At 71.5% G+C, this 840-nt stretch carries 1 protein-coding gene; it reads left to right on the top strand.

Annotation, left to right across the window (positions count from 1 at the left end):
• Positions 1 to 11 precede the first annotated feature (11 nt).
• A partial coding sequence (locus tag FK268_RS22990; protein ID WP_146437767.1) for an NAD-dependent epimerase/dehydratase family protein occupies positions 12 to 840 on the top strand: 829 nt, incomplete at its 3' end.

Genomic DNA, 840 nt, shown 5'->3' with positions numbered 1-840 from the left:
GGTTCCCCGTCATGAGAGTTCTCGTCACCGGCCACCAGGGGTACCTGGGCACCGTCTTGGTCCCGATCCTGCGGGCGGAGGGGCACGACGTGGTCGGCCTCGACACCGGCTACTTCGCGGACTGCGTTCTCGGCGGACTCGCCGACGACACCCCCACGATCGCCGTCGACCTGCGCGACCTGACCGTGGCGCAGTTGGCGGGCTTCGACGCGGTGATCCACCTGGCCGCGCTGTCGAACGACCCGCTGGGCGCCCTCGCGCCGGAGATCACCTACGACATCAACCACCACGCCTCCACCCGGCTGGCGCGCCTGGCCAAGGAGGCGGGCGTGTCCCGGTTCCTGTACGCCTCCACGTGCTCGGTGTACGGCGCCGCCGGCGACGGACTCGTCGACGAGGACGCCCCGCTGCGCCCCCTGACGCCCTACGCGGAGAGCAAGGTCCGGGTCGAGGACGACGCCGCGGCGCTCGCCGATTCCGGCTTCGCGCCGGTCTTCCTGCGCAACGCCACCGCCTTCGGCTTCTCCCCGCGGTTGCGCGCCGACATCGTGCTGAACAACCTGGTGGGCTACGCGGTGCTGACCGGGGAGGTCAAGGTGCTCTCGGACGGGACGCCATGGCGGCCCCTGGTGCACGCCCAGGACATCGCGCGCGCGTTCGCGGTGTGCCTGACCGCGCCCGTCGAGAACATCTCCTGCCGGGCCTACAACATCGGCACCGAGCGCAACAACCTCACCGTCGCGGAGATCGCCGAGTCGGTCGTGGCGGCCGTCCCCGGCTCGACGCTCAACATCACCGGCGAGGCGGGGGCGGACCCGCGCTCCTACCGGGTCGACTTCA

Source organism: Tsukamurella sputi (genome assembly GCF_007858445.1).
Lineage (GTDB): Bacteria > Actinomycetota > Actinomycetes > Mycobacteriales > Mycobacteriaceae > Tsukamurella > Tsukamurella sputi.
This window is presented reverse-complemented; position numbering and strand designations above follow the sequence as displayed.